Here is a 22,832-nt window from a genome sequence, read left to right as displayed (position 1 = left end):
ATGAACTAACAAACCATTAGACTAAAATGTTTCCAAAATACAAGTTAACAAATTTTACTTGTAAAAATTCACACTTTTAACACATTTTTTTGTGTTTTTTCACAATAGTTGTGCTTAATATGATATTTGTCATGTTTAATGGCTCTACTTCCTAGATACAGCAAGAGTTACAGCTATTTCTTATGACAAAAGTAACTTTTTTTTTTTATTATCAATAATCAGGACAAATAAAAATACTTAAAATTAAAACCCCTGCTTTTTTTAACCTTAATCAAAATATACTAAACCTATTTCGATCTGCCCCCCTAATAAAACACTCATCAGACGAAGTATGTTGGTATTTATTTTACACCACCCCTAGCATCAATTAAATGTCAAACAAAATTATTTCAAGGAAAAAAATTAACATGGTCTCTGTTAAGATGATAAATTAACAGTGAAACAAATGAATAAGTTTCATTTAGTAATTATATAAAAAGTGTTTGCAATGTGCGTAAAACAATGATTTATGTCATTGTTTTTACAACGCTTAACAATCTCATTTTATGACATATATCATGTATAAAAAAGATACAAAAGTATGGTCGAATCAAAAAACGCATTTAACTACTTGTTTGCAAATATTTTACAATAACCTGCAAAGGGTAACAGCAAAAAGAGTCTAAACACTTCTAATTAAAATCGACTCAAGAATCAAATTGATGAAGAATGTCATTTAAATTAATCCAGAAACAAATTTTAGCATTTGTTTTAATCGTGATAGTTTAGCCAAAATGAATAAGAGTGATGCTATTTTGAATTAAAAAATAACAGGAAATGTCGTTTAGTTAATGAAAAACTATATTCGCCTGCGACTTCGGCGTGAGACTTCGGTGTGAGCTCAGTCGAACGCTCACCCTTTTATTCCCCAAGGGGATGCCAACCCGCGCGTAAAGATTTCCGCCTTGGCTTCGACGTGAGCGTTTGACTGAGACTTCGGCGTGATCTCAGTCGAACGCTCAGTCGAACGGGGATTAAGGGGAGCGCAAAGGAAAAATGCCTTAACTTAACGGCATTGAAATAACAGGCATAATAAACTCCCGCTAAATTACTCCTTCGATGACACAAGGTCTCAACAAGTAGTATAATAACAACAATGAGGGCATTTTGTCAAGTAAAATGAGAGGGTAATTCAATATACTAGCTCAAAGCATGGAAGAACCTCATACATGGTGAGGACTGAGTCTACTTAAAATCAATATGAAAGCAGTCAGGTTCTCTATTGAATCCTATTTAGGAACTCATCCATCTGACCACTTAAAACCAATAAGGAGAGCTCGAGAAGTTTGGATTGGTAAAGTGCATCCAAAGATCTGTCAACAGCATTAATATAACTGAACTGAAACTCTCTAAAACCCAATCCGGATAAAACTCCCAGCTCATAGCGCTCCAATGCCAGGTCCAAATTAACACGGGAAACTTCAACATTTTGCTTCTCAAAATCCACCATCATAAGATTATTGAGGTACGTATTATACAAAATTTGCATTTCGCTTCGAACCTGCAAACGAGTATCTTCAAGAGTGAGTTCCTGATTTTTTAGTAAAATTCGTGCATTTTTTATATTCCGATCTACCTGGAACCCATTAAAAATATTCATAGATGCTTCAAAACCATAGTTAAATCCATGAGATTGGTTGAAAGTTGCGATCCCTGCCGGAGATTCTGATCGATTATAAGTATATCCTGTTACAAAATCCAGATTAGGAAACCTTCCGGATCTTGCAAGCCGAATATCGGCTTCAGATATTTCAATACCCATCAAAGAGATCAATACAGAAGAGTTGTTTTCCATAGCCATTAACTCCAAGTCGTCGTGATTTAGGGGAGTTCCTAGAGTTATTGTGTCAGTAACATACATAGATCCGGATAAATCATGGTTAACTAACCTGTTAAGACGAACATATGAATTCTTAAGTAACTCTTCCTGCCGAACCAGGTATGAACTATCGGCGTTAAAATCCAGCCGTGCCTGTTGAAGATCCATACCCGAGGCCGTTCCTATATTGACCTGTTCCTGAATAATTCTGAAACGTTCCCGTGAAAGCTCCATGAGCCGGCGAGCAGCCTCTAGCCTATGCTCCTGTACTACAATACGATAATATTGATCACTGATGTTTACTACAAGATTTTCCACAACTCGACGGGTTTGCAATTCTGAAACTGAATATTGCAAACCAGTGCGATCAAATGTTGCAAACATGCCCAAACCATCAAATATTCTCCACGATAATGAAGCCCCTGCTCCTAAGTTTTCAGATCTCACGTTACGAAATTCACGCTCTGCACCAGTCTCAATGGCTAATACTCGTTCTTCATTGGTTCTGGAAACATTAGTGCGACCAGATGCCCGCAAAGATGGCATAAAAGGTGCATACGAATGGTTGTTTCTGGCAATCTCAGAATTGTTCTGCATTATTTGTACAGAGGGATTTGCCTCCAGACCAATCTCTATAAGTTCAACCAGTGACAGCTTTTCTTGAGCCTGTGTGGATAAAAACAAACTTAAAAAAAAGAAAGGCAGCATTTTAGTTTTCCTGGACATACTCTCAATTCTTGTGATATTATGAATCATACTTAACAGTTTAACATCAAAACTTTGTGCACTATGCCGCTTCGCTGACATTTGAAACAGTCTTTGTTTTTTCAGAAACAAAACTATAAATGACTGGTACAACGAACAAGGTTAAAAATGATGCCAGTACAAGTCCTCCAATTACTGCAATACCCATAGAAACACGACTTTCCGCTCCCGCTCCTAGTGCAAGTGCCATAGGCAAAACGCCCAAAATGGTTGAAGCACTTGTCATCAGAATAGGACGAAAACGTGCAGCTGCTGCTTCACGAATTGCATCATTTATTGATAGTCCAGCAGCTTTTCGTTGATTAGCGAATTCCACCATTAATATACCGTTCTTTGAAACAAGTCCTATCAACATGATGATTCCAATCTGACTAAAAATATTAAGTGTCTGTCCAAAATACCATAAAGAAACCAACGCTCCCAAAAGAGCAAAAGGTACAGAGAACATAATTATTAAAGGATCTCTGAAACTTTCGAATTGAGCAGAGAGTACGAGATAAATCAAAATGAGCGCCAACATAAACGCAAACAACAAACTGGAAGTACTCTCCACGAAATCCCTTGAATCTCCGGCCAATTCAGTGCTGAATGTATCATCTAAAACCAATCCTGCAATCCTATCCATCTCCTCCAAACCTTCGCTCAAAGTGTATCCTCTTGCCAAGCCGGCGGAGACAGTCGCTGAAACAAATCTGTTATACCTAAATAATTGCGGAGGAGTACTGCTGGATTCCATGGTTACCAAATTGTCTAACTGAATAAGCTCTCCTGTACGATTGCGTACAAATAGGGAAGCAATATCGGTTGGTTGATTGCGGTTCTCTCTTTCCAACTCCCCAATAATATAATACTGCTTACCATTCATTATATAATACCCGAGACGCTGGCCACTGAAAGTTAGCTGAAGAGTCTGAGCAATATCCTGAACAGATACTCCTAACATAGCAGCTTTTTCCCGATCAATGATAATGCGCAATTCAGGTTTAGTGAATTTTAAATTCACATCGTAGTTCTGGAAATATTCACTTTGGCTCACCTCATCCATAAACAATGGCAGAAATTCTTTGAGTTTATCCAAATTTTGAGCCTGTAAAACGTACTGAACAGGTAATCCACCTCTTCTTCCCCCAAAAGTTTGTTGCTGGGTAACGAAACTTCGCGCTCCTGTAAGTCCTCGAATTCGCTCACCAAGATCATCTGCAATTTCCTGCTGGGTTCTATCTCTATCATCGGGATCGTCTAGCGTAACACTGAAAAAGGCCGCATTGTTATTCCAAATACCAACTATTTGAAATATGTTTTGGGCTTCAGGAACCTCCTCCCTAATCAAATCGGCAAGTTCGTCAGTGTATCGAAGCGTATAATCAAATGTTGCTCCTTCAGGAGCAGTTGCATTGATCCTTAATTGCGAACGATCCTCTAAAGGAGCCATTTCTGAAGGAATGGTAACCCAAAGTCTCCAAATTGCCAATATAGCAATTCCCATAATCAGAGGCGTTAACCACCATCTTCTCATGAAAGTATCCAGCGAACTTCTGTAAGCTTCCGTTAACCAGTTAAAGAAGGGTTCGGTTGAGCGATAAAAAACATTGTGTCCTTTATCCCGTTTCTTTAAAATCTTTGTTGAAAGCATGGGAGTTAACGTCAACGCCACAAAAGATGAGATAACAACGGCACCAGCAATCACAATACTAAATTCCCGGAATAAACGCCCTGTAACACCCTGAAGAAAAACAATGGGAAAAAACACAGCCACCAATGTAATAGAAGTAGCAATTACAGCAAAGAAAATTTCAGCGGCACCCTGTACACCAGCCTCATGGGGATCCATTCCCTTTTCAATTTTGGTGTAAATATTTTCCATCACAACAATGGCGTCATCCACAACCAGACCAATTGCCAAAACAATAGCCAGAAGAGTTAAAATATTTATGGTAAACCCGGCAGCATACATGATAAAGAATGATCCGATGAGTGATACCGGTATGGCAATGGCAGGAATCAGGGTGGTGCGCCAATCTCTCAAAAACAGAAAGATTATAAGCACTACCAGAATAAATGCAATATAGATGGTTTGTTGAACCTCACTAATTGAATCTCTGATGTATTGTGTATTATCAAAACCTACTTCAGCAATAATATCTGATGGCAAATCCCGCCTGATCTCTTCTAACCGAACCAGAGCTTCGTCTACAATAGATATATAATTGGCTCCCGGCTGAGGAACCAGAACATTGTTAACCATGGGCACACCATTCATTTTAAGAATACTGCGCATATTCTGAGCCTCAACCACGGCTCTACCCAAATCACCAAATCTCACAACCCGATCACCATCCTGAAACACAACCATTCGGTTAAAATCATCCAGTGAAGTAAATCGCCCCATGGTTCTAACCGTTAGCTCAATGTTATCGCCTTCAATACTCCCCGAAGGCAACTCAATATTTTCACGCGACAAAGCGTTTCTGACATCAACCGGAGTTAATCCGTAGGCAGCAAGTTTGGCCGGATCCATCCACAAACGAATGGCAAATCGTTTGGCTCCCCAAGTTAACACATCGCTTACACCGGGGATGGTTTGAAGACGCTCTTTAAAATTTACTTCAGCGAATTCAGTCAGATCAATCAAAGAGCGAGAGTCACTTCTGATGGTAATTGAGAAAATCGGCTGTGCGTCAGCATCTGCCTTTGAAACCGTAGGAGGATCAGCATCAGGTGGTAAACGACGCATGGCTCCTGATACTTTATCACGCACATCATTGGCAGCTGTTTCCAGATCTACTTCCAAATTAAACTCAACCGTAATGCGACTATTTCCGTCTCGGCTTGAACTGGTAATACTCCGTATGCCGGGTATTCCATTTACAGCCTGCTCCAATGGCTCAGTAATCTGGGTTTCAATAACATCAGCATTGGCCCCGACAAAATTGGTAGAGACCGTAACAATGGGCTGATCTACACTCGGGAAATCACGAACACCTAAATAACCAAATCCAATAATCCCGATGATCACGATGAACAAACTCATCACGATAGCCAATACCGGTCGCCTTATACTTAATGATGATAAACTCATACTATCAATTGTCAGTTAGTAATGATCAGTTTTCAATGTTCATTGCTGATTGATTAATATTTCTTAATGTGACAGGCATACCGGATCGAAGTTGAAGGATCCCACTAGTTATCACGGTATCTCCAACAACAAGACCATCAGTCACGGCAATCTCTCGTTCAGTTCTTTGACCCGATTGAATCGGAATCTGAACTGCACGACCACTTCGGTATACATATATTAATTCTCCATCCATTTGAGGAATAACAGCTTCGCTGGGAACTTTTACAACATCATCCTCCCTGCTGATAACCATTCTTATATCGGCGAACATACCCGGCAAAAGCTTACTGTCAGGGTTTGGAAATTCAGCTCTTAACAAGAGCGACCGTGTCCTGGTATCTACAGATGGATCGACCGCATAAACTTTAGCCCGGAACGAATCATCAAATCCTGCAACAGAAAACACAACATCTCTTCCAATCAATCCTGCCGATTGATATCTTTCAGGAACTGAAAATTGAATACGGAGAGGATCGGTCTTTACAAGTCGCGCCACCCGATTGCCGGGTTGAAGCCAGGCTCCTGGACTTACATATCTAAAACCGATTGTTCCGCTGAACGGAGCACGAATGGCAGTCTTTTCAATTCGTGTATCTAAAAGATTTATTTCAGATTCAATGACCAAAAGATCAGTTTGAACGCGATCAAACGCTTCACGGCTTATGGCCTCTTTTTCGAGCAAAGCCCTCTGTCTTTCCAGTGTCTCACTTATTAACTCACGTTGATGAACTGCCTTTTGACGCTGTGCCAACAATTCAGAGTTATCTATGCGTACAAGTAATTCTCCCTTTTTCACATAGCTCCCTTCACTAAAATAAACAGATCGTACCTGACCTGATATTTCTGTGGTCACATCCACATCTTCACTAGCTAAAAGCGTTCCGGCTCCCCTGATTGAATTCTCCATTACTCCGGGCTCCAGAATAACAGCTGTAACTGGTAATCCATTATTTCGATTACTACTGGAGACATTTTGTGACTCATTTCTGGAAAACAATCCTGTTCTCGGAATTATTATTACTCCTAAAATAATTACTAACAGACCAATCTGAATGGTTCTTTTTATAGGCTTGTTCATCAAAATCCTCTTTTCTTTTTAATACAAATTATCAATGTTCAGTTTAACACAACACGCAATTAGAGAAAATATATTAATTGATAAATTTAAAATTCATCAATCTTAGAGAATAAGCAACCAGATAAAATATGACAAAACTAAAATAATCTATAGTTTAAACAATTCACTATGTATTAAGTTTAAATGGCCTTTTGGGACTTTTCTCATTATGATAAATCCCAACATCTTGATATGATGTATATTATAATCCCTTATTTAAGTTTACAATCTTAAGTTTAATTGCTTAAAACATCAAAAAATGATTTATTCATTAACAACGAAGCAATTATTCTTTTTAAGACTAGGAAAGATCTCGGAGGTTTAAAGACAAAACCGAAATTCTGAATTAAATTTTGTTAAAATAATTCAGACTAAGTGTTTTCCGTATGAAAGTATTGATATAGTGATGCAAAAACAGAGCATCAAAGAATAGTTGCATATCCTAATTAGAAGATCAATTAATTGTACGATGACCTGTCAAAGATATTTGCCCATTAAACTTAGAGCCTGTCGATAATAACCAGTACCAAACAGATTCAAATGATTCATTACATGATAAAGAATGTAAACCCCTTCTCGATGTTCATGACCGGGTTTGAGCGGGAAGGTCTCATGATATGAGCTGTAAAAATCTGATCCAAAGCCGCCAAACAGTTTGGTCATGGCCAGATCGGCCTCCCGGTGACCATAGTAAACAGCCGGATCAATGATTACGGCATTACCATTTTCATCACACATATAATTACCACTCCACAAATCCCCATGCAACAGAACCGGAGGTTCGTCACTTCCTTCAAGGATTTTCGGAATCTTCTCCTCTAATTTAATAAACAACTTTTTGAATTGATTATCTGCATATCCATTTCTTTCGGCCAGATCAAACTGATACCTCAGTCTCTTATTCCAATAAAAATCAATCCAACTTACAGATTCATTCCCTTCGGGAATGTTCTTCTGTGGAGTACTTCCTATAAAATTATCTTCAAAAAAGCCGAATTTATCACTTTTGAATTGGTGAAGATGCGCCATTTCTGCACCAAATTTTTTAAAAAATCCTGAATTGCGGGAACCTTCCTTTATAAACTCAATAACCAGGCAACTTTCATCAGCATACACAACCTCCGGAACTCTGATTGCATTGGCTTTCCGAAGCTCACGAAGCCCATTGGCTTCGTTTATAAACATTTTATTATGCGATGCCGTTTTAACGGCATACTCTTTTCCCATTTTAGTTGTTACTTTTTGAGTATTAGCAATACATCCCCCCGAAAGGGGGGATGTAGCAACTATTTCATCCTGTAATATCTCAGACAGTTTATTCTTGTCCATAAAACAAATTTAAAAACTTACAACACCTGACTCCGGTACAACGAACTCATGTGTGACGTCCGCTGTTATGTATACTCCCTTTGAACCAGGATTTCCTTTGATAACAGCTTTAAGAACCTCTCCATTTCGCCATGTAAAATCAACCTCAAAGCCACCACGCGCCTTTAATCCTTTTACACTTCCATTTTTCCAATTATCGGGCAATGCCGGTAACAAATGGATGGTACCATCGTGGGATTGCAAGAGGATTTCAGCCATTCCGGCTGCACCACCCATGTTTCCATCCAATTGAAACGGTGGATGCGCACACAGAAGGTTATTATAGGATCCTCCTCCGTCAGGACTTCCTCCTTCCATTCCTGAGGGTCGCAACAATCGTCTCAGCAAACTGTATGCACGGTTACCGTCCTGCAAACGTGACCAAAAATTAATTTTCCAAGCCAATGACCAGCCTGTGCCACCGTCGCCTCGGGCATTTAAACTTACGCGAGCAGCTGCAGCCAGATCAGGTGTGCTGTGAAGAGTAATCTGCCGGCCGGGATGCAAAGCATATAGATGAGAAACGTGCCTGTGTCTGCTTTCAGGATCATCAACATCCTCGCGCCACTCATGCAATTGACCCCAACTTCCAATCATAGGAGGGCTCACTCGGTCTCGGTACGATTCATATCTCTCAACAATATGATCACCCAAACCCAGAACCCCGGCGGCCGTTGCACAGTTGTTAAATAAATCCCAGGCAATTTGATGATCCATGGACGCTCCGGTAGATATACCTCCATGTTCCGGTGAATAGGAAGGTTTGGATATAAGATATCCATTTTCGTCTTCAATCAGGTAGTCCATCCAAAACAAGGCAGCCTCCTTCATTAATGGAAATCCATGTTCCTTTAAATATACCGTATCCTGATTAAATTCGAAGTGCTCCCAGGCATGCTGACAAAGCCAAGCCGCACCGGCAGGAAAAAACCCCCAAGGAAACTCCCAACCCGGAGAGGTGAAACCATAAGCATTATTCATGGTGTTAACAATCCATCCTCTCGCACCGAAAAAGGTTGAAGCCGACAACTGCCCGGGTTCTACAAGTGTTTCCATGTAGTCCATCAAAGGGCGATGAGTTTCAGCAAGGTTAAGCACTTCAGCTGGCCAATAGAGCATTTGTAAATTTATATTGGTGTGGTAATCGCATGACCAGGGTGGATTGGTGCTGTGATTCCATTTACCTTGCAAATGCATAGGCATGGTTCCGGGGCGTGTTGAGGATATCATTAAATAGCGGGCATATTGAAAATAGATCATTTCCAGACCAACATCTTCCTGCCCATTTGCATACATTAACAGTCGCCGATCCGTTGGAATGGAATCGTGAGATGCTCCTTCAAGATTTAGCTCAACCCTTTTGAATAAAGGCTGATAATCGTTAAGGTGTAATTGTTTTAACTCTTCAAAAGTCAATTCGCCAACAGATGCCAAAACATCCCTGTTTTGCTGAACGTAATTATTTCCACGATATTCCGGAAACTCTGGAACATATGCAGTTGCGGCAGTATGCACCAATTTCAGAAATTCCGCATTTGTAACCTGCAAAACATTATTATGAAAGTTTGTGACACCATCTGTAGTGACCTCTATCACAGTTTCAAACCCAAGTTGATTATCACCCAGATGTCCTTTAAGCCGAAGAACATTCCCTTCAAAAGTATAACCATCAATATTATGGGGAGTTTCAATACGCAAAGAATAATCAACACCTTCGGAGGAGTTGTTTTCGAACATATAAACCAACACCCGTTTAGGGTAACATCCAAAAAAAGTTCTTTTATGTTTTACCTCTCCGGAGCGATAATGAACACTTCCAATTCCAGTATTCAGATCAATCTCCCTCACGAAATCATAAACTTCTCCAGTTTCCTGAACAGTCACAAATAAGTCACCCATTGTTTGCTGAGCTCCGTAATCTCCACCAAATCCGGGAACTTCATGCACCGTACCAGTCATATGGGTTGAAGTCATTTGGTGCGCTTCATCAAATTTTCCTTCCTGCAATAAGGCTCTTACCTTTGGTAAGAACTCAGCAGCGCCAGGCCTCAAGCCAAAATTATAATAAGGACTCGAGCCGGGTCCGCCTGACCAAAGAGACTCTTCAGAAAACTGTAACTGTTCCTCGTGAGGTTGCCCAAAAAACATCGTTCCTATATAACCATTACCAATAGGCAACGCCTCAGTCATCCAATCTTCCGCAGGAGAATCGTACCACAATCTCAACTCAGTTAATGAATGCTTTTGATCTTCACACGATGCCACAAACACCATAAGAAGTAAAAAAATCACATACCTCCAATTACAACAAGAAAATAGTTTACCTGCCATTACTGAAATTATTTAGAAGTTAATAAGATGATAGTGGCATGGGCTTGTAAACTCAATTGAAACAAATATATTGACTAATTATTAAATAATAAAACATAGTAGTGCATAAAATCGTTTTAAAAACAGAAAAGAAAAATTCTATAAATGCTTGAATGAATTGTCAGAGTTGATAACCGTGATATTAGGGAACTACTGATGCAAAATTTGCAGAGCAGGAAGTCGAATTAACACATAGAAATCAGTTGCAAAACACTATTCAAGAGAGTGTTTTGCAACTAAAACTTATGGGACAAACTTCAGCAAATACTATTTCACGTATGAATCCAAGCCAATAAATCCATCCAATGATTTAAGGTACTCCGCAGACTTGTAATATTTTAACCGCTCTTCGGCACGTGTAATATCCGACACTATTCTCTGATGAATTAAATCATTAAAACTTTTTTTGTCACTATGACTTTTAAGATAGTCAAGATGCTTCTCCCATCGTGAAATATCGCTTAATTGTTTATTGAGGAGGCGCTCCTTATACCAGTCGCTTTCAAGCATATTTTCACGCTCAAACAACCTTCTAACCTCCGCATGAGAAGCTCCCTTTCCTTCGAAGTGGCCGTATGCCATGATGTTCAAAATGGCTTTTAATGGCGGGCACGCACCTTCTATGCTCCCATCTTTAAAATAACTTTCGGCAACCCATTGCTGAGCCTCAACGATGTTATTAATTCCATCAACAAATACCTCCAAATCCTGTAATTCAGGCTTCAACATCTCTTCATTGAATACTGCATCGGGATTTTCAAATACCCGTCCAAGGAATGTTCGGGCAAACTTGGCGGTAATACGATATCCCAATCTTGACCCAAGAATTGTTTCCCCTTTATGTTCAAAATCCTCCAACTTTTCAAGATAACCATGTTCAATTAAAAATTGAGGCTCAGCTTCTTCCGGTTTCAAACGACTCCACAGCTCTGGCACCAACAAACTGATATCATGATCGACCCTGTAATTTGGACCAACATATCCGGCAGCAGAAGTGAATCCTCCATAACCAGTTAATATAAACGAGACAATGGCATTATTCAAATCGGTAACCGGGCTTAACGCATTAAATGGTCCTTTGGTAAGTGCTCCTTCAGATCCTGCTCCAGTAGTTGAGGGAGATTTCCCTGTGAGACTGCAAACAAAATCCATGAACAACTCAGGGAGTTCCTGATAATGAATCGGATTATAGACAGCCAATGGCCGAACCCCGGGTTGTGGCGGGTTGTTTCTTCTTCCACCCAATACCGCATTCACCGGCATTAATACCGGCTCGTTGACAGGTACTTTACGAAACAACCTTACACCCATTTCAGCGATATGTTTTTCGCGATGATAAATCAGACCCGGACGGTTCTGTAGGTACCTCATGTTTACAGATGGTTTGCCATCATAAATCCTGGGATGAGATGATGAGACAAAGTAGGTGCAATCCTGTTTTTTCGCCACCGAGCGGATAAGTTTCTTCATGGGCAACGTAAACTTATCAAACTCAATTGCATCCTCAATTATCTCTTTGGCATCTTTAACCGTTAATGGTTGGAAATTTGATATAAAAGTATTCGGAGATGCCAAATCTGATTCAGCCTGTTTATCGTATCCACGATGTATTGCTTCATCGGGTCGCTGAAAAAATCTGTACTCACAATTGTAGGTAAACTTAGCCGCCGGTTTGTTAAAGTCTGGAGACAGATACTTTAATCTGTGGGTGGGAATCACAGTAGTAGCAGTAATATCGTCCTCCATTTGTAATTTATCAGCTGCAATAAAATCCTGCCGGAGTTTAAAGGTTCTCCAGGCTCCTCCTTCAGCAAGACCCACTCTTAAGTAACCTGCCACCAGCTTTCTGTTCCTGAATTTCAACTCATTACCATATCGACCGTCAATAACATCTACGGAGAAATATTTTCTCCAATCGTCTGACCACTCAGGTTTATAGAAACGCTTTACAATATAGACCAAACCCTTGATATGGTGAGGAATGGTTCGCAACCACTCATTATACTCCTCCTTATAACGAATAGGTGATGGGGTAAGAAGTTTTATAACAGATCCCAAAGATCGTTTAGAACTTAATATTTTACGATCTTTATCGGTTTTTATCCCTTCCAGAAAGATATCTGAATAATCTTTGGCAATAATCTCCTCTACTCTCTTAAAATCATTTTCGTAGTCGGCAGTAAAAAAAGGACCGTAAATTACGGCATCGTTTATCGATTTTGAGATTTCTGACTTACCGCCTCCCGACACAGTACATGGTTTATGACAAAATGTTCCCTCAGCGACGGAACCAATCAGACGCCATGACGGAACATGCTGATTTTTCTCCATGCGAACCTTATATCCGGCAGGCAATATGTATGTAAACCTTGGGTTTAACCTGATTTGATGTTCATTTTGGCCGGTGGTCCAGATCACCTTTTGCTCCATCAGATTAAAAGCAGCATTTTCTGGAACATATACAACATCTTTATATTTTCTATCAATGGCATACCCTTCCGGTTTTGATTCCATCAGATCGGGGTACATGGTGATCATTTTTTCATAAGGAAGATCATTGCTTTGAAAATGATTCCAATCAGAAAACTCATCACCCAGATTATACGATGGAAAGGCAATTGCTCCTCCGGCGTGCTCTTCTTCAACATTGCCGAGCAAATTGGCTGAATAGCCAATTTGTGTTTTCACCTCTTTTTTTGAATATCCATAATAATTGTCGGCAATTAATGTAACAATAACCCCCTCAGCTGTGCGTGCAGTAATTTTAAAAGCACCTCCATCATTGTAAAGTTCGTTTTCTTTCTCCCAACACATCCCATCATGCTTTTGTCGCTCGGTTGCCTCACTTACGTGAGGCAATCCTAACTCTTTCTTCTTCAACTTAATCAGATGAGGTGCCAAAATAACACAACCTGAATGCCCTGTCCATCCGTCAACATCCAAAGCTGAATCATTCTCTGGCAGAAATGGATCTCCTGCATTTCCAAAAATGGATTCTACAAAGTCCAGGTTGCTGACAAGATTGCCTGGAGCAAAAAAACGAATCTCCATGCGCTTTTCTTTGCAATCATTGGTTATACAGGGGCTAACAACAGGTTTCAGCAATAACGAGACAAACAAACAAGCTTTTTCCTTTTGTGTAGAAGTAAAAGGAATTTCCAGTAAATCAACAGGCGGATTAAGCGCCTGTTCCAACAACTTTGCAAAGGTAATTTTAGGAACTGCCTTTTTATCATGAGGAATTGGCAATCCTCCCTCGGCCACATGAAACACTCCCTGTGTGGTTCTGCGATCGTACTTGGGATTGTTTAAAATACCTTGTTTTAAACGATAGGAACTCACAATGTCCGACACAAATTCATCTTTATCGGGCGGTAAAGACAATGCTCTTGCAATACCATGACTGTCCACAATAAATGTTCCGGTGGGTAATCTAAGGTTCATTTGATCCTTGTATTCAGCAAGATAATTGTCGATAAAGTCCTGTATGCGCTGATCGGCCGGACATAAGTATGACTGTAACAATCGGTTTTTTTCCCTCATGTTGTTTATCAGGTCACCGGCAAGATCGAGTAATGAAGTTTTTGACGAGGACTTATAATAAGGTTTTCCCAGAGCTGCAAGTTTTAAATTAACATACTCTATTACTCTCTTAGGCTTTGGCAAATTATTCTTTCCGGCATCGGTGAAGCCGAACGACTTTTTCATATCCATAACAGACTATTTTATGTTATAGTCAAAGCTAAAGAACAAAGTCTGCAATGTCCAATTATTACAAGGATAATATATTAAACAGTAGAAAAAGCGAATTAAAACGTGGTAAACATATACTTGATATTAATAAAAGATTTATCTCTTCCGGGGCTTCCGGACATACACGCAGGGAAGCATTTATAAATAATAATGTAAATCTACATGACACTAAAAAAAAGGATGGCTTACGGCCACCCTTTTAAAAATATTTTCAATTAATAATACTATACAAAACCTCTTGTTTCGGCCACAATTAGAATCATTTCTATAATCTCCTCATCGCTCATGGTAGCACAGTTAAAGAACATATCAAAAAACTCAATATCTGGTCTGTCTTTCTCGAAATAATTTCGAAATTGAGATCTTCTTTTATCCATTTCAATGGCTTCACGTTTTGCTTCGGTCAGGCTCATGCCATAGGTGTTGGCAACCTGCTCGGTACGCCAGTCAAGCGGAGCTTTTAATTTAACATGCAGAGCCTTTTCAAAATTTTTGGTAATGGATTCCCCTGCACGCCCAACAATCACCACATTCCCCTGGGAAGCTGCATTATAGATGAATCGCGCAATGGTGTTTTTTATCTTAACATCACCAGGGTAGAACTCGTCGGAAAAGAACAGAGCCAGGTTTTCAAAAAAACCGCGGGTTCTATAGTCAGATAAATCCTGTATTAAAGTTGGAGAGAGCTTCAACTCACGCGCCGACTCCTCAATGATCTCCTTACTCATCCACTTCCATTCAACCTCCCGTCCCAAACGTCGGTTTTTTTCGGTAAGAACTTCAGAGAGCAAACGAGCAATACGTCTTCCAGGACAGCCATAATCCCTTGAGATGGTGATTACCGGCCCCGGAGCATAAAAATTTGGCCCGCTGCTTTTGCGCTTACCAGTGCGTTCCCGCATGTACTTTAGGAAAAGGTTGTCCATATTGGTTATATTAGTTATTTCCTAATCCTTGCAAATTTTATCACATCCCATGTATTTTAACGTGGATAATTTGATTCGATGGGAAAGATAAAACATCAGAATTATATATTACACAACAATTTAAACTGATTCTTGTTAAAAAACAAGCGAAAATTCATCCCATGAAAATAGCAAGAATGCACGAAATATCAAAGCATAAAAAAAGGACAGATTAAAAAAATCTGTCCCTTTCCCCTAAATCAGCCTTATGAACCAAGTCCAATTTCTATGAAAAATCTTGATGCAAAGATGGTTGATTTTTTAATAAACATCTTTAAAAGGCTGTTAAAGCTTGTTAACAACATAAGCAAATTCTATTCTGTTCTAATTTTAAAAACGCAACTTTGCCACCGTTCAAAATATTCCTATCTTCCAAAATATTTCTAAAACAAAAATGATATACATTACCTATATCCTCTTCGCGATGTTATTTATCCGGTTTCTGGTTGTTACCATAAATTTCATCAGCAGACCATATCTTAAGCAAGTAAAAGAACCGGTTCAAACACCAATGGTTTCGGTTTTAATACCTGCTCGCAACGAAGAAAAAAATCTTCCAAAACTCCTATCAGATTTAAGTAAAACAGACCATCCCAATATTGAAATCATTGTTTGCAACGACCAATCAACCGACGGAACAGTGCAGGTTTTAAATGATTTTCAAGAACAAATGCCAAGCTTGAAATATTTCACCAATCATGAACTCCCCCATGGTTGGATTGGAAAAAACTACGCCTGCCATAAACTATCTGAAGCCGCAAAAGGAGATTTTCTGTTGTTTCTGGATGCAGACGTAAGACTCGCACCAGGGATCCTTAAATCGGCCATAGACCAAATGCAAAGAAAAAAACTCTCCCTTTTATCGGTCTTTCCGCAACAAATTATGGAAACCAAAGGTGAATTCTTATCCGTTCCGGTTATGAATTGGATTCTACTTTCACTTTTACCGCTTTTGGCGGTAAAAATCCCATGGTACTCTTCACTTTCGGCAGCCAACGGTCAGTTTATGCTGTTTCAAGGTGACGATTATCGGCAAAACCAATGGCATTTGAAAGTTTACAATCAAAATGTGGATGACATTCTAATTGCGCGAATATTAAAAAAAGCGAAGTTAAAAACCGATGTCAAGATGGGAAATAACGACGTATTTTGCAGGATGTATGAAAATCGAACTGATGCCATCAATGGTTTTGCTAGAAATATACATCAGTATTTCAGAGGGAAAAGAAGCTGGATGCTTCTTTTTACATTCATTATTTGGAGCCGATTGCCGTTTTTTGCGGCAAACGGAGAGTGGAGAATACTTTTTCTCTCAATTGGAATCATAATTTCTATGAAAATAATGACTGCGCATTTAAGCAGGCAAAACATCATCCAAAACATCGTTTATCACATTCATCATCTGACAAACATGACAAGAATGGTTTTTAAAAATATGCGAATGAATAGGAGCCAGACCATTGAATGGAAAGGGAGGATTTATAAAGGTTAGGCGACTGATTGAAACAGAAAACAATCCACAGGGATAATTGTTATAGAGTTATGATGAATCGATATCTAACGGCATATTTTATCGTTATCATGGTTTTTACCGGAACACTTAAAACCAGCGCCAGTTCTGTTGAAGAACTGAACAGCAGGTTTGTGCATTTTTTTCTGGTTGGAGACATTCCGGCGTGGACTCAAACACTGGACAGTCTGAGAAATAAGTCTCTAAACAGAGAAATAGAAATGACGCTTCTGTATGGGGAGTATGGCCTCATTGGAAATCTGATAGGTTCCGGAAAATCAAATGAAGCGCAAACACATCTAGAGCTGTTTGAAACAAGAGTGCAGAAGGCCTTGCAAAATCAACCAAACAATGGAGATTTACATGCTTTTGCGGCCGCAGCCACCGCCTACAGAATTGCCATTCAGCCTTGGAGAGCTCCGTTCCTAAGTCGCACACATAACGAGAACATCAAAAAAGCGCTTGAAAAAGGGAGTCAATACGGTTTGCCTCTGGTTGAGCAGGCCAATTCTTTCTATTTCAGACCGTCTTTTGTTGGTGGAAACAAAGAGAGAGCACTCGAATTTTATGAAAAGGCTTACGCTTTTTTCAGTACCAACCAACGAAACCACTGGATGTACTACAATGTGGCAGCATGGCTTGGACAGGCTTATGCAAATCAGGGAATGAAATCTGAAGCAGAAGCCATGTATCTTAAGATTCTGGAGGAAGCTCCGGAATTTACCTGGGTACGCGACGAACTGCTTCCTAAATTGTACGAAGGCAAATCCTACAACTTTTGGAGTTTTCAGTAATTCATAACAGATCGTTAGTCCCGAGATATTCGGGATCAGAATTTTAAATATTCGACAAGTATAATCTCTTGTTTTTAAGCATATTGCATTCAACACTGACAAATTCTTATACGCATATAAATCAAGCAGATTTAAAAAAATAACGAACTATTAAATTCAAGTCAAACCTCTTAATATCTCTTTTATCTGAAAGCGTTTTATTTTCCCATTATCGGTTCGCGGGAATGTATCCAAAAAGATAATTTTAGCAGGCTTTTCATATCTGCTCAACAAAGCACTGGTCTTTTCTTCCAAATTTCCGTATTCAAACAGCTCACCCTCAATCACAAGAACTACCCGCTCACCATAATCCTCATGGGGAATTGATGAAAAAACAAATGGTTTCTCAATCAGATGGGATATCCGCCGTTCCAGTAACTCGGGAGAAATTTTAACACCTCCGCTGTTAATGATGTTATCTGCCCTTCCGGTTATCACAAATGACCCGTCGGGTAAAAACTCGGCAACATCATTGGTTATAATCGGTTCAGGAGATATCTCAGGATAATCGACGATTAAACATCCGCGCGCATCTTTGGAAACTGAAACTCCCGGGAGTACAAAAAAACTCGTCTGAGAGCCTGTCCCGTTTATTTTTCTTAATGCAACATGGGTCAATGTTTCTGTCATTCCGTAAGTTTCCCATGCATCGAAAGGCATTTTCTTCAGTATTTCATTTAACGATTCGTCCACGCTCCCCCCACCAATGATGACTTTTTTCAGCAACTTGACTTTTTCGGGAGATTTTTCAATTATTGCGGTCATTTGCATGGGAGTGAATGCTGCAAAATCTACCGCAACCGACAAATCAACCAACGGATTTACAGAAGGTCTTAACGCAATCAGATGTATTTGAGCCACCATGGCTCGAATTACCATTAATTTCCCTGCAACAAAGGAAACCGGCAGTGACAACAGCGCCTTTTCGCCTGGTTTTAAGCCAAAAAAAACAATGGTATTTTTGGCAGACGCCACCATGGCATCTTTTTTCACTATAATAGTCGTCGGCTCTCCGGTGGAACCCGATGTGTTCAGTTCAACATAATCGTCACCACTAAACCACCCCACAAGAAATGGCAGCAATGCCTCATCTTCAAATGAATTTGCAAAATCGGTCAGGTTGCGATGAGAAACAACGCGACCGTTGATGTTTAACTCCCGATATTTTTGAAATTCATTTGGCATGATTCAATAATCCGAACGATTAACTATAAACCATAAACTCGAAAACATATATCTTTACTACAAAAAAATGACACCCCAAAAAGTCGATATATGCTTCATCGTTGCCATGAGAGCCGAAGCCAATGGCATCATCAAAGAGTTATCATTAAAAGAGGACGAAACCTTTGCGTCCAGTTATCCTGCACGAGCCTGGAAAGGCAAATTTAACAAAAAGTGCATAGCTGTGGTTATAAATGGACAGGATAATCGCCACAAACTGGATTTGATTGGCACACAGGCAGCAACTCTCTCAACCCATCTGGCCATTACGCATTACAACCCGGGTTTGGTAATTAGTGCAGGAACAGCCGGCGCTTTTAAGGAAATGGGTGCAAATATTGGCGATGTATTTCTAAGCTGGCCTTATGTGGTATATCACGACCGCAGAGTAGAAATTCCCGGTTGGGACGAAATGGGGATTGGCCGTTACCCGGTTTTCGATGTAAGGGAAATGGCTCAGCAACTGGGTCTAAAAACAGCCATTGTAACCTCCGGCAATTCACTGGACATGCCCGAAACCGACGAAAAAACGATTCGCAAACTCAACGCCGGCATTAAAGAGATGGAAGCCGCAGCTGTGGCATGGGTTTGTTCACTAAACCGAACTCCGGTTTTCTGCATAAAATCTGTAACCGATCTGGTGGACGTTGACCACCCAACGCATCAACAGTTTCAAACCAACTTAAAAATGGCAGTGACCAACCTTTGTGCTGAAACATTAAAGGTTTTGGCTTTTTTAACCGACAAACAATAATTAACAAATCTTACCATCCTTCTATTGAACTTATAACTACTTTTGCAGATTCATTTCCGGAGCAAAACAGCTCCTTTATTTTTCAAAACAGATCAATGATTACAGTATCCAACCTCGCCATTCAATTTGGCAAAAGATTCCTTTTTCAGGACGTTAACTTGAAATTCACTCCCGGCAATTGCTATGGCATCATAGGTGCCAATGGAGCCGGCAAATCCACTTTCCTGCGACTCATCAGCGGAGATTTGGATTCCACCCGTGGTTCTGTAACCATGGCACCCGGAGAAAGATTATCAGTACTCAGGCAGGATCACACCGCATTTGATAATTGTAAGGTTCTGGATACTGTTCTAATGGGACACGAGCAATTGTGGAAAATAGGCAAAGAGAAGGACGAGCTATACGCAAAAGAGGACTTTTCAGAGGCGGATGGCATCAGAGCATCGGAGCTGGAGGAGCAGTTTGCCGAGATGGATGGATGGAATGCCGAAAGTGATGCAGCCATGCTGCTGAGCGGACTTGGCGTAGCAGAAAACCTTCATCAAAAACAGATGATTGATTTGAACGGAAAAGAGAAAGTTAAAGTGCTGCTGGCGCAGGCTCTTTTTGGCAAACCCGACAACCTGTTACTGGATGAGCCTACCAACGACCTTGACCTGGAAACCGTGAGATGGCTGGAAAACTATCTGGCAAATTTTGACAGTACCCTGTTGGTCGTATCCCACGACCGACATTTCCTTGATTCCATCTGTACACATATTGTTGATATTGATTTTGGAAAAATCCAGCTTTTTGCCGGAAACTATACCTTCTGGTACCAAAGCAGTCAGTTGGCTTTACGCCAACAATCGGCTCAAAACAAAAAGGCCGAAGAGAAAAAGAAAGAGCTGCTCGAATTCATTCAGCGATTCAGCGCCAACGTCGCCAAATCGCGCCAGGCAACCAGTCGCCGAAAAATGCTCGAAAAGCTCAATGTGGAAGAGATTCAGCCATCAACCCGCCGATATCCGGGAATCATATTCACCCCCGAACGTGAAACCGGCAACACCATTCTCAATGTCACCGGGTTATCAAAAAAGAGCGAAGATGGCACTCAACTTCTGGATAACGTGAGTTTCACCATCGAAAAAGATGAAAAAGTGGTGTTTTTGTCAAAAAACCCATTGGTTACAACTGCGCTGTTTGAAATTCTTAGTGGCAACCAAAAAGCCGACGAAGGTAATTACAAGTGGGGAGTAACCATCACAGACGCCTATCTGCCAATGGAAAACAACCACTTCTTTGAAAGCAAACAAACGCTTGTTGAGTGGCTAAGCATGTATTCTTCCGATACCAGCGAGTCGTTTTTGAGAGGATACCTTGGAAAGATGTTGTTCTCGGGTGAAGATATTTACAAAAAAGTGAATGTGCTCTCGGGAGGTGAAAAAATGCGATGTATGATTGCCCGTATGATGCTGCGTAACGCCAATGTGATGATGCTGGATAACCCAACCAATCATCTCGATTTGGAAACCATACAGGCATTCAACAACACCTTGATGAATTTCCCCGGAAACATCCTGATGAGCTCCCATGACCATGAATTCATCAACACGGTTTGTAATCGTGTGATTGAAATCACCCCCAAAGGAACCATCGACAAACTCATCAGTTACGACGACTATATAAATGATGAAACCATTTCTGAGTTGAGAAGGGAGATGTATTCATAAAAAAGTCCTTTTTAATCAAAATATTGAGGTTGTTTGTAAAAAAGATCTTGCTCTTTTTGATATTGAAATTATCTTTGGTATATTAAAAATTCCATTTGCCAATCTTTAAATGTGGCAATAATATCATATTTAAGGAATTAACCAATAGAAGAATTCAGTTATGAAAAAGACAAAGTTTTTTACCATTTTTGCTGCTGCAATCATCATTTTTTCTGCTTGTAGCAAGGACTCTTCGGACAAATTTGAAGATCTGAGCAAATACAAGTTTGCAGATGAATCTGCAGACAAAGGAAAAGCGGCTCTCGAAAATTCCGGTCAACAGTTGATGACTCACATGACTAATATGCAGTCGTTAGCTGCCATGGATGTAATGGAATCCATGATGCACTATCTGGAGTCAGGATCTATTTTTACCGATGAATTTGACTTATTCCTAAACAATTTTACATCCCCGGTTCAGGATTTGACTACGGGAGAAAACCTTCCGATATTAAAATCAACAGACTATGATAACCCCGGAGAAGCATTCAGGGCTAATGCAGGCATTTACACCTGGAATAATTCCCTTGAGGATTGGGAAAAAGTTGGAACTTCCAATAAAATAGAACTCCGCTTTCCTTCAGTTCCTGAAGGCCTTACCAATGATGCAACAGCCATATTCGACTATAAAGGCAAAGCTGCCAGAACTATGCCAGGTGAAGAATTACCTGAATTATTGTCTTTCAGTCTTCTACAAAACAGTAACCAACTGATCTCCTACAAATTAACAGCATCGTATAACAGCGATGACATGCCAACAAACGTCAAAAGTGATGTAACTATCGAAAACTATACGTTCTCGGCAGGAATTAAATATGGCAGTAAAGACATTTCTGTTGAATACTCGTTAAAAGAAAATTCAAATACAATCATAGAATTAAAACTTAATGCCAAGGGAGACTTCGATCCTGATAATATTTTGATGGGGTATTATGATGATGATCCATCTGAATTTATTGACAACGCTAATGTTTCATTGCAAATTGCAGACATTAAGATATTGGGACAAGCCAATGTGAAAAGAATCGCAGATGCTCATGACCGGATATACAAGGATGAGGAACTTCCCGGGTTTGACGATTTGGCAGCAGCTACCCAAATGGCCAAAGTATACAACGACAATGCAAAACTCATAGTTGTTTATGCAGATTCCAATATCAAATTTGCTGAAACGGAGTTTTATGTTGCAGAAGACACTTGGTGGGGAGAGCATTATGTCGATTTGCAATTGATTTTTGCAGATGATAGTCGTGGCGATTTTGAGGCCTATTTCAATTCCGCTTTTGAAGAGATTATTGAAGAAATATTGAGGATCCTTGAAGAGCTCGGAATAGACTTTGATGATTGGGATGACTGGAACGATGACGACTGGGACGATTGGGACTGGTAGTAAACATAAAAAAAAGTGCCGTTGCAACGGCACTTTTTTTTATCTATAATTTT

Annotated in this window: 13 protein-coding genes; 5 read left to right on the top strand and 8 right to left on the bottom strand. The window is 40.0% G+C overall.

The window, feature by feature from the left end:
- Positions 1–1,258 precede the first annotated feature (1,258 nt).
- From EV194_RS11590 to EV194_RS11560, 7 genes are all read right to left on the bottom strand, one after another.
- The gene (locus EV194_RS11590) at positions 1,259–2,614 is read right to left on the bottom strand and encodes a TolC family protein (protein ID WP_207916021.1); all 1,356 of its coding nucleotides are present in this window, start codon (positions 2,612–2,614) and stop codon (positions 1,259–1,261) included.
- Positions 2,615–2,645: 31 nt separating this feature from the next.
- Positions 2,646–5,702: an efflux RND transporter permease subunit gene (locus tag EV194_RS11585; RefSeq protein WP_132434201.1), complete on the bottom strand. Its 3,057-nt coding sequence runs from the start codon at positions 5,700–5,702 to the stop codon at positions 2,646–2,648.
- Positions 5,703–5,727: 25 nt separating this feature from the next.
- Positions 5,728–6,822, bottom strand: a complete 1,095-nt coding sequence (locus tag EV194_RS11580; RefSeq protein ID WP_132434200.1) for an efflux RND transporter periplasmic adaptor subunit — start codon at positions 6,820–6,822, stop codon at positions 5,728–5,730.
- A 516-nt stretch (positions 6,823–7,338) separates the two neighbouring features.
- On the bottom strand, positions 7,339–8,190 hold the full coding sequence (locus EV194_RS11575) for a fructosamine kinase family protein (RefSeq protein WP_132434199.1): 852 nt from the start codon (positions 8,188–8,190) through the stop codon (positions 7,339–7,341).
- 9 nt (positions 8,191–8,199) lie between these two features.
- Positions 8,200–10,560 (bottom strand): glycoside hydrolase family 95 protein, encoded by a 2,361-nt coding sequence (locus EV194_RS11570; protein ID WP_132434198.1) that lies wholly within the window; start codon positions 10,558–10,560, stop codon positions 8,200–8,202.
- Between the two features lie 306 nt (positions 10,561–10,866).
- The gene (locus EV194_RS11565) at positions 10,867–14,307 is read right to left on the bottom strand and encodes a hypothetical protein (protein ID WP_243699400.1); all 3,441 of its coding nucleotides are present in this window, start codon (positions 14,305–14,307) and stop codon (positions 10,867–10,869) included.
- Between the two features lie 269 nt (positions 14,308–14,576).
- Positions 14,577–15,278 (bottom strand): cytidylate kinase-like family protein, encoded by a 702-nt coding sequence (locus EV194_RS11560; protein WP_132434196.1) that lies wholly within the window; start codon positions 15,276–15,278, stop codon positions 14,577–14,579.
- A 433-nt stretch (positions 15,279–15,711) separates the two neighbouring features.
- Between EV194_RS11560 and EV194_RS11555 the strand changes: the two genes are divergently transcribed.
- A complete protein-coding gene (locus EV194_RS11555; protein WP_132434195.1) occupies positions 15,712–16,809 on the top strand; it encodes a glycosyltransferase in 1,098 nt (365 codons plus the stop codon).
- 50 nt (positions 16,810–16,859) lie between these two features.
- Positions 16,860–17,621 carry a tetratricopeptide repeat protein gene (locus tag EV194_RS11550; RefSeq protein WP_132434194.1) on the top strand — a complete coding sequence of 254 codons (762 nt, stop codon included), beginning with the start codon at positions 16,860–16,862 and terminating at the stop codon, positions 17,619–17,621.
- 156 nt (positions 17,622–17,777) lie between these two features.
- On the opposite strand, the gene EV194_RS11545 is transcribed toward EV194_RS11550, so the two are convergent.
- Positions 17,778–18,845, bottom strand: coding sequence for an AMP-binding protein (locus tag EV194_RS11545; RefSeq protein ID WP_132434193.1), 1,068 nt, complete (start codon positions 18,843–18,845; stop codon positions 17,778–17,780).
- Positions 18,846–18,912: 67 nt separating this feature from the next.
- On the opposite strand from EV194_RS11545, the gene EV194_RS11540 reads away from it, so the two are divergent.
- The 3 genes from EV194_RS11540 (at position 18,913) to EV194_RS11530 (ending at position 22,779) form a co-directional block, all read left to right on the top strand.
- A complete protein-coding gene (locus EV194_RS11540) occupies positions 18,913–19,638 on the top strand; it encodes a phosphorylase family protein (protein ID WP_132434192.1) in 726 nt (241 codons plus the stop codon).
- A gap of 95 nt (positions 19,639–19,733) precedes the next feature.
- Positions 19,734–21,350 (top strand): ABC-F family ATP-binding cassette domain-containing protein, encoded by a 1,617-nt coding sequence (locus EV194_RS11535; protein ID WP_132434191.1) that lies wholly within the window; start codon positions 19,734–19,736, stop codon positions 21,348–21,350.
- A 160-nt stretch (positions 21,351–21,510) separates the two neighbouring features.
- Positions 21,511–22,779, top strand: a complete 1,269-nt coding sequence (locus EV194_RS11530; RefSeq protein WP_132434190.1) for a hypothetical protein — start codon at positions 21,511–21,513, stop codon at positions 22,777–22,779.
- Positions 22,780–22,832 lie beyond the last annotated feature (53 nt).

Source organism: Natronoflexus pectinivorans, from assembly GCF_004345615.1.
Taxonomy (GTDB): domain Bacteria; phylum Bacteroidota; class Bacteroidia; order Bacteroidales; family Marinilabiliaceae; genus Natronoflexus; species Natronoflexus pectinivorans.
The sequence above is the reverse complement of the archived record's forward strand: the minus strand, read 5'-3'. Positions and strand labels throughout refer to the sequence as shown.

Excerpts from the sequence above, each read along its gene's own strand:
- EV194_RS11590 (WP_207916021.1), bottom strand. The coding sequence starts at position 2,614 with ATGATTCATAATATCACAAGAATTGAGAGTATGTCCAGGAAAACTAAA.
- EV194_RS11585 (WP_132434201.1), bottom strand. The coding sequence starts at position 5,702 with ATGAGTTTATCATCATTAAGTATAAGGCGACCGGTATTGGCTATCGTG.
- EV194_RS11580 (WP_132434200.1), bottom strand. The coding sequence starts at position 6,822 with ATGAACAAGCCTATAAAAAGAACCATTCAGATTGGTCTGTTAGTAATT.
- EV194_RS11575 (WP_132434199.1), bottom strand. The coding sequence starts at position 8,190 with ATGGACAAGAATAAACTGTCTGAGATATTACAGGATGAAATAGTTGCT.
- EV194_RS11570 (WP_132434198.1), bottom strand. The coding sequence starts at position 10,560 with ATGGCAGGTAAACTATTTTCTTGTTGTAATTGGAGGTATGTGATTTTT.
- EV194_RS11565 (WP_243699400.1), bottom strand. The coding sequence starts at position 14,307 with ATGAAAAAGTCGTTCGGCTTCACCGATGCCGGAAAGAATAATTTGCCA.
- EV194_RS11560 (WP_132434196.1), bottom strand. The coding sequence starts at position 15,278 with ATGGACAACCTTTTCCTAAAGTACATGCGGGAACGCACTGGTAAGCGC.
- EV194_RS11555 (WP_132434195.1), top strand. The coding sequence starts at position 15,712 with ATGATATACATTACCTATATCCTCTTCGCGATGTTATTTATCCGGTTT.
- EV194_RS11550 (WP_132434194.1), top strand. The coding sequence starts at position 16,860 with ATGATGAATCGATATCTAACGGCATATTTTATCGTTATCATGGTTTTT.
- EV194_RS11545 (WP_132434193.1), bottom strand. The coding sequence starts at position 18,845 with ATGCCAAATGAATTTCAAAAATATCGGGAGTTAAACATCAACGGTCGC.
- EV194_RS11540 (WP_132434192.1), top strand. The coding sequence starts at position 18,913 with ATGACACCCCAAAAAGTCGATATATGCTTCATCGTTGCCATGAGAGCC.
- EV194_RS11535 (WP_132434191.1), top strand. The coding sequence starts at position 19,734 with ATGATTACAGTATCCAACCTCGCCATTCAATTTGGCAAAAGATTCCTT.
- EV194_RS11530 (WP_132434190.1), top strand. The coding sequence starts at position 21,511 with ATGAAAAAGACAAAGTTTTTTACCATTTTTGCTGCTGCAATCATCATT.